This window comes from Bacillus sp. SG-1, from assembly GCF_000181495.1.
Classification (GTDB): Bacteria; Bacillota; Bacilli; order Bacillales; family Bacillaceae_B; genus Rossellomorea.
On the sequence record NZ_ABCF01000100.1, the window covers coordinates 1 to 8,081 of the forward strand.

General features: G+C 44.7%; 3 protein-coding genes and 1 pseudogene. All 4 read left to right on the forward strand.

The genetic code is table 11. From position 1 onward, the window contains the following. Positions 1 to 3,536, forward strand: a 3,536-nt coding sequence (rpoB, locus tag BSG1_RS18120; RefSeq protein WP_006838667.1) for a DNA-directed RNA polymerase subunit beta, incomplete at its 5' end; no start/stop codon positions are given. 56 nt (positions 3,537 to 3,592) lie between these two features. Continuing rightward, positions 3,593 to 7,189: a DNA-directed RNA polymerase subunit beta' gene (gene rpoC / locus BSG1_RS18125; RefSeq protein ID WP_044023149.1), complete on the forward strand. Its 3,597-nt coding sequence runs from the start codon at positions 3,593 to 3,595 to the stop codon at positions 7,187 to 7,189. A 301-nt stretch (positions 7,190 to 7,490) separates the two neighbouring features. Continuing rightward, a complete protein-coding gene (locus BSG1_RS18130) occupies positions 7,491 to 7,739 on the forward strand; it encodes a 50S ribosomal protein L7ae-like protein (protein ID WP_044023150.1) in 249 nt (82 codons plus the stop codon). A 102-nt stretch (positions 7,740 to 7,841) separates the two neighbouring features. Beyond that, positions 7,842 to 8,081 (forward strand): annotated as a pseudogene (locus tag BSG1_RS18135) (30S ribosomal protein S12); the annotation flags it as partial.

Below are 8,081 nucleotides of genomic sequence, written 5' to 3' on the forward strand. Positions count from 1 at the left end.
ATGGACGACACCGCCAACGCAGAAGTTTTGCGCGTATCAGTGAAGTATTAGATTTACCAAATTTAATCGAAATTCAAACATCCTCCTATCAATGGTTTCTTGATGAGGGATTAAGAGAGATGTTTCGCGACATTTCTCCGATTGAGGACTTCACTGGTAATCTTTCCTTGGAGTTTATTGACTATAGCCTTGGAGAGCCAAAGTACTCGGTGGAAGAATCAAAAGAGCGAGATGTAACATATTCTGCGCCGTTAAGAGTAAAGGTCCGTTTGTTGAACAAGGAAACCGGCGAAGTTAAGGACCAAGATGTATTTATGGGCGATTTTCCGTTGATGACAGATACGGGAACGTTTGTGATCAATGGGGCGGAACGCGTTATTGTATCACAGCTTGTTCGTTCGCCTAGTGTCTACTTCAGTGGCAAAATGGACAAAAACGGCAAAAAAGGCTTCACTGCTACCGTTATTCCAAACCGCGGTGCGTGGCTGGAATATGAAACAGATGCGAAAGATGTAGTGCATGTGCGTATTGACCGCACACGTAAATTACCGGTTACGGTTCTTTTGCGTGCACTTGGGTTTGGGTCTGATCAAGAAATCATCGATCTGATTGGTGATAATGAGTATATCCGCAATACACTTGAAAAGGATAACACAGAGGGTATTGAGAAAGCGCTTCTTGAAATCTATGAGCGGCTTCGTCCGGGTGAACCGCCTACAGTTGAAAATGCCAAGAGTCTATTAGTTTCACGTTTCTTTGATCCTAAGAGATATGATCTGGCAAATGTAGGACGCTATAAAATGAATAAAAAGCTGCACATCAAAAACCGTCTTTTCGGACAGACTCTTGCAGAAACGCTTGCAGATCCGGAAACGGGTGAAATTGTAGCTGAAAAGGGTACAGTGCTTGACCGTCGTGCTCTTGACAAAATCATTCCTTACCTAGAAAACGGCATCGGCTTCAAAACCTACCAGCAATCAGGCGGGGTTTTGGAAGAAGATGTAGTTCTTCAGTCTATTAAAATCTACTCTCCTAATGAAGAGGGAGAGAAAGAGATCAACATTATCAGTAACGCGTTTGTAGAAGAAGAAATCAAGAACATTACACCTGCTGATATCATTTCTTCTATCAGTTACTTCTTCAACTTGCTTCACGGAGTAGGCGATACGGATGATATCGACCACTTAGGAAACAGACGTCTTCGTTCTGTTGGTGAATTGCTTCAAAACCAATTCAGAATCGGTCTTTCCCGTATGGAGCGTGTGGTTCGTGAAAGAATGTCCATTCAGGATGCCAACACAATCACTCCGCAGCAATTGATCAACATCAGACCGGTTATTGCTTCTATTAAGGAATTCTTCGGAAGTTCACAGCTTTCACAGTTCATGGACCAAACAAACCCGCTGGCAGAATTGACTCATAAGAGACGTCTTTCAGCATTGGGACCTGGTGGTCTGACTCGTGAGCGCGCAGGCTTCGAAGTGCGTGACGTTCACTACTCGCACTATGGCCGTATGTGTCCGATTGAAACTCCTGAGGGTCCAAACATCGGATTGATCAACTCACTATCTTCTTTCGCGAAAGTGAACCGCTTCGGTTTCATTGAAACACCTTACCGCCGTGTCGACCCAGATACAGGCAAGGTGACAAACCGTATGGACTACTTGACTGCGGACGAAGAAGATAACTATGTTGTTGCACAGGCGAATGCCCGCTTGAGCGATGATGGTTCATTCCTAGATGATGAAGTCATTGCCCGTTTCCGTGGTGAGAACACTGTTGTCAAACGTGAGCGCATCGATTATATGGATGTATCACCTAAACAGGTTGTTTCTGCTGCGACAGCGTGTATTCCTTTCCTTGAGAATGATGACTCGAACCGTGCCCTTATGGGAGCGAACATGCAGAGGCAGGCTGTACCGCTTATGAATCCTGAGTCCCCTATTGTAGGAACAGGGATGGAGCATGTTTCAGCTAAAGATTCCGGTGCTGCTGTCATTTGCAGGCACGAAGGAATCGTAGAACGCGTGGAAGCAAAACAGGTTTGGGTACGCCAAATCAAAGAAATAGATGGCCAGGAAGTAAAAGGCGATCTTGATAAATACAGAATGCAGAAATTCATCCGTTCCAACCAAGGAACTTGTTACAACCAGCGTCCGATCGTAAGTGAAGGCGACAGAGTAACAAAAGGTGAAATTCTTGCTGACGGTCCTTCAATGGAAAAAGGTGAACTTGCTCTTGGACGTAACGTCATGGTTGGTTTCATGACTTGGGACGGTTACAACTATGAAGATGCGATCATCATGAGCGAACGCCTTGTTAAAGATGATGTATATACTTCTATTCATATTGAAGAATATGAATCAGAATCCAGAGATACAAAACTTGGACCGGAAGAAATTACAAGAGATATTCCGAATGTTGGTGAAGATGCTCTTCGCAATCTTGATGAGCGTGGTATCATCCGTATTGGTGCCGAAGTGAAAGACGGCGATCTTCTTGTTGGTAAAGTAACGCCAAAAGGTGTAACTGAACTTACAGCAGAAGAAAGATTATTGCATGCCATCTTCGGTGAAAAAGCACGTGAAGTCCGCGACACTTCTCTTCGTGTGCCACACGGCGGCGGCGGTATCGTATTGGATGTCAAAGTCTTCAACCGTGAAGACGGAGATGAACTTCCTCCAGGTGTAAACCAGCTGGTTCGTGCGTATATCGTTCAGAAACGTAAGATCTCTGAAGGGGACAAAATGGCTGGACGACATGGTAACAAGGGTGTTATCTCACGTATCCTTCCAGAGGAAGATATGCCGTTCCTTCCAGACGGAACACCAATCGATATCATGTTAAACCCGCTGGGAGTACCTTCGCGTATGAATATCGGACAGGTGCTTGAGCTTCACCTTGGAATGGCCGCAAGATATCTTGGAATCCACGTTGCGTCACCGGTATTTGACGGTGCCCGTGAGGAAGATGTCTGGGCTACAATCGAAGAAGCAGGCATGGCGAGAGACGCAAAAACTGTCCTTTACGACGGACGTACAGGTGAGCCGTTCGATAACCGTGTATCAGTTGGTATCATGTACATGATCAAACTTGCTCACATGGTTGACGATAAGCTTCACGCCCGTTCAACTGGACCATACTCACTTGTTACACAGCAGCCATTGGGTGGTAAAGCCCAATTCGGTGGACAGCGTTTCGGTGAGATGGAGGTTTGGGCACTCGAAGCATACGGAGCTGCTTATACACTGCAAGAAATCCTTACTGTTAAATCTGATGATGTTGTCGGTCGTGTGAAGACATATGAAGCGATTGTCAAAGGCGAAAATGTACCAGAGCCTGGAGTTCCTGAGTCATTCAAAGTATTGATCAAAGAACTTCAAAGTTTGGGTATGGACGTTAAGATCCTTTCAAGCAACGATGAGGAAATCGAAATGCGTGACTTGGAAGACGAAGAGGAATCACAACAGGCAGATACTTTAAATATCGCTGACAAGGATGAACAGGAATCCGAAACAGTTGGGTCAAAAGAGTAACCGGATTCTGAAGCAAATAGGGTTAGAACCTGTAGATTAAAAGGGAGGTAGGCCCCTTGCTAGATGTAAACAACTTTGAATATATGAAAATTGGCCTTGCATCACCTGATAAGATCCGTTCTTGGTCATATGGTGAAGTCAAGAAGCCAGAAACAATTAACTATCGTACGTTAAAACCTGAAAAAGACGGCTTGTTCTGTGAGCGTATTTTCGGCCCTACTAAGGACTGGGAATGTCACTGCGGTAAATACAAGCGCGTCCGCTATAAAGGTGTTGTCTGTGACCGATGCGGAGTAGAGGTAACAAAAGCAAAAGTGCGCCGTGAAAGAATGGGGCATATCGAGCTTGCAGCACCTGTTTCACACATCTGGTACTTCAAAGGAATTCCGAGCCGTATGGGACTTGTCTTAGACATGTCCCCCCGTGCTCTAGAAGAAGTCATCTACTTCGCTTCCTATGTAGTGACAGAACCAGGCGATACAGCTCTTGAGAAGAAACAACTTCTTTCTGAAAAAGAATATCGTGCTTACCGTGAAAAGTACGGAGTGAAATTCCAGGCGGCAATGGGTGCTGAGGCAATCAAGAAGATTCTTCAGGACATTGATCTGGACAAAGAAGCCGATTTCTTAAAAGAAGAACTAAAAACTGCTCAAGGTCAACGCCGTACCCGTGCAATTAAAAGACTTGAAGTGGTAGAATCTTTCCGTAACTCGGGGAATGACCCTGACTGGATGATTCTTGATGTACTTCCGGTTATTCCACCGGAATTGCGCCCGATGGTTCAGTTGGACGGTGGACGTTTTGCAACATCTGATTTGAATGACCTTTACCGCCGTGTGATCAACCGTAACAACCGTTTGAAGCGTTTATTGGACCTTGGTGCGCCAAGCATTATCGTTCAAAACGAAAAGCGCATGCTTCAGGAAGCTGTTGATGCATTGATCGATAACGGCAGAAGAGGACGTCCGGTAACAGGTCCTGGTAACAGGCCGTTGAAATCCCTTTCTCATATGCTTAAAGGGAAACAGGGACGTTTCCGTCAAAACCTTCTTGGTAAACGTGTTGACTACTCCGGCCGTTCGGTAATCGTAGTTGGTCCTAACTTGAAGATGTACCAATGCGGTCTTCCGAAAGAAATGGCTCTTGAATTGTTCAAACCGTTTGTTATGAAGGAATTGGTCGAAAAAGGCATTGCGCACAATATCAAGAGTGCGAAGCGCAAAATCGAAAGAGTTCAGCCTGAGGTATGGGATGTCCTTGAAGAAGTAATTAAAGAGCATCCTGTATTGCTTAACCGCGCCCCGACTCTTCACAGATTGGGAATTCAGGCGTTTGAACCGACATTGGTAGAAGGAAGAGCAATTCGTCTTCACCCGCTTGTATGTACTGCTTATAACGCAGACTTCGACGGTGACCAGATGGCTGTCCACGTACCATTGTCTGCTGAAGCTCAGGCTGAAGCAAGAATGCTTATGCTTGCAGCTCAAAACATCCTTAACCCGAAAGATGGTAAACCAGTTGTAACTCCGTCTCAGGATATGGTTCTTGGTAACTACTACCTGACTATGGAACGCGAAGGTGCCAAAGGGGAAGGAAGCACGTTTGCCGATGCTAACGAAGCATTGATTGCATACCAAAACGGATATGTACACTTGCATTCCCGTATTGCGGTGGCAGCAAGTTCCGTTAATAATAAGACATTTACTGAAAAACAAAACAAACAGCTTCTATTGACGACTGTTGGTAAAATTGTTTTCAATGAAATTCTTCCGGACAGCTTCCCTTATATCAACGAGCCGACTCAGAGCAACCTTGAAACGGTTACTCCTGACCAATACTTCGTTGATCCGACAACGGACATTAAGGAAGAGTTCAAGAATAGAGAACTGATCAATCCATTTAAAAAAGGATTCCTTGGAAATGTTATCGCTGAAGTCTTCAAACGTTTCGCGATTACTGAAACTTCCCGCATGCTTGACCGGATGAAGGATCTTGGATTCAGATACTCTACGAAAGCCGGTATCACTGTTGGTATCGCTGATATCGTAGTACTTGCTGAAAAAGAAGAAATTCTGAAGGAAGCTCAATCTAAAGTGGATAACGTACTGAAGCAATTCAAACGCGGTTTGATCACTGAAGATGAGCGTTATGACAGAGTCATTTCGATCTGGAGTGCTGCAAAGGATACAATTCAAGGGAAATTGATGGCTACACTTGACAGAAGCAACCCAATCTTCATGATGAGTGATTCCGGTGCCCGTGGTAACGCATCTAACTTCACTCAGCTTGCGGGTATGCGTGGTCTAATGGCCAACCCGGCTGGACGGATCATCGAGCTTCCTATCAAATCAAGTTTCCGTGAAGGTTTAACAGTACTTGAGTACTTCATCTCCACTCACGGTGCACGTAAAGGTCTTGCCGATACAGCCCTTAAAACAGCTGACTCAGGTTACCTTACTCGCCGACTTGTTGATGTTGCCCAGGATGTTATCGTCCGTGAGGAAGATTGCGGAACAGACCGCGGCCTTCATGTTGCTTCAATCAAAGATGGTACAGAAATCATCGAACCACTGGAAGAACGTCTTCTTGGACGCTATTCCCGCGGTGTAATCAAGCATCCTGAGACAAAAGAAGTAATCGCTGAAGAAAATCAATTGATTACACAGGATCTTGCTAAAACAATCGTTGACTCTGGCATTGAGTCTGTATATATCCGTTCTGCATTCACTTGTAATACACGTCATGGTGTTTGTGAGAAGTGTTACGGAACGAACCTTGCCACTGGCCAAAAGGTAGAAGTAGGGGAAGCTGTCGGTATCATCGCTGCCCAATCTATCGGTGAGCCGGGTACACAGCTTACGATGCGTACCTTCCATACAGGAGGGGTTGCCGGAGACGATATCACTCAGGGTCTTCCGCGTATCCAGGAGATCTTTGAGGCGCGTCATCCTAAAGGTCAGGCTGTTATCTCTGAAATCGAAGGTGTCATCACCTCAATCTCAGAAGGCAAGGACCGTCAATACGAAATCACTGTTCAAGGTGAAGTGGAGACAAGAACCTACACAGCACCATACACAGCCCGACTTAAGTTCGGTGTTAACGACCGCGTGTTAAGAGGTCAGGAGCTTACGGAAGGTTCTATCGATCCGAAAGAACTATTGAAAGTCCGTGACGTAAATGCGGTTCAAGAATACTTGCTTCGTGAAGTTCAGAAAGTATACCGTATGCAGGGTGTTGAAATCGGCGATAAGCACGTAGAGGTAATGGTACGTCAAATGCTGAGAAAAGTCAGAGTAATCGATGCAGGTGAAACAGATGTTCTGCCTGGTACATTGCTCGACATTCACCAATTTACGGATGCCAATGAAAAAGCAATCCTTGAAGGATCTGTACCTGCTACAGGCCGTCCGGTATTGCTTGGTATCACAAAAGCATCACTTGAAACTGATTCATTCTTGTCTGCAGCATCCTTCCAGGAGACGACTCGTGTCCTTACAGATGCAGCGATCAAAGGCAAGCGTGATGAACTTCTCGGCTTGAAAGAAAATGTCATCATCGGTAAACTTGTTCCAGCTGGAACAGGTATGCAGCGCTACCGCAAAGCAGAACCATTGATGGAAAAAGAATCAGAAGAAGCAGTAACAGTAGAATAAAAATGATAAGGCGCGCTGTATTTGAAAGCTGTTTTTAAGAATCAGCTCTTGATTTAACCGCTATTCGGCTCCAACTTTTCAAATGAAGTCGAAGGTATACGGTCTCCCGCGGGGCTCACTGCGAGCCCCGCGGAGTCGTGCACCTGAAGCGAAAATCAACAAGACTCTTTGCTAAGACAGTAAATAAAATACACCGCCCTTATAATTAATTTCATTTCTGTTGTTGACAATAGATTTCTAAGATGATAATATATTCAAGGTTGCTCCTATACTGTAACCTGTTACTTTGGAGGATGAAGTTATGTCTTATGAAAAAGTATCACAGGCTAGTGAAATCATTGTAGGAACAAAGCAGACAGTCAAAGCTCTTAAAAGCGGTCTTGTATCGCAATTGGTCGTAGCTGATGATGCTGATCACAAAGTTACTTCCAAAGTCATACAAGCAGCCAATGAAATGAACGTTCCAGTGACACGAGTTGATTCCATGCGAAAGCTAGGGAAGTCATGCGGAATAGACGTTGGGGCGGCAACTGTTGCTATTATCAAGTAAAATAGTTTTTGCAGCATTGATACTGCAAAGACTTTGTTTTTACACAAAAATGAACCACCTGGATGTGTGGGCTTATAAAATATAAGAAGGGAGGATATTCACATGCCTACTATTAATCAATTAGTGCGTAAACCACGCCAATCTAAATCAACAAAATCTACATCACCAGCTTTAAACAAAGGTTATAACAGCTTCAAGAAAGTGAACACTAACCTTTCATCTCCACAAAAGCGCGGTGTTTGTACTCGTGTTGGTACAATGACACCAAAGAAACCGAACTCAGCGTTGCGTAAATATGCTCGTGTACGTTTGACAAACGGAATTGAGGTTACTGCTTACATT

Coding starts and splice junctions, on each gene's coding strand:
- BSG1_RS18130 (WP_044023150.1), top strand. CDS start 7,491: ATGTCTTATGAAAAAGTATCACAGGCTAGTGAAATCATTGTAGGAACA.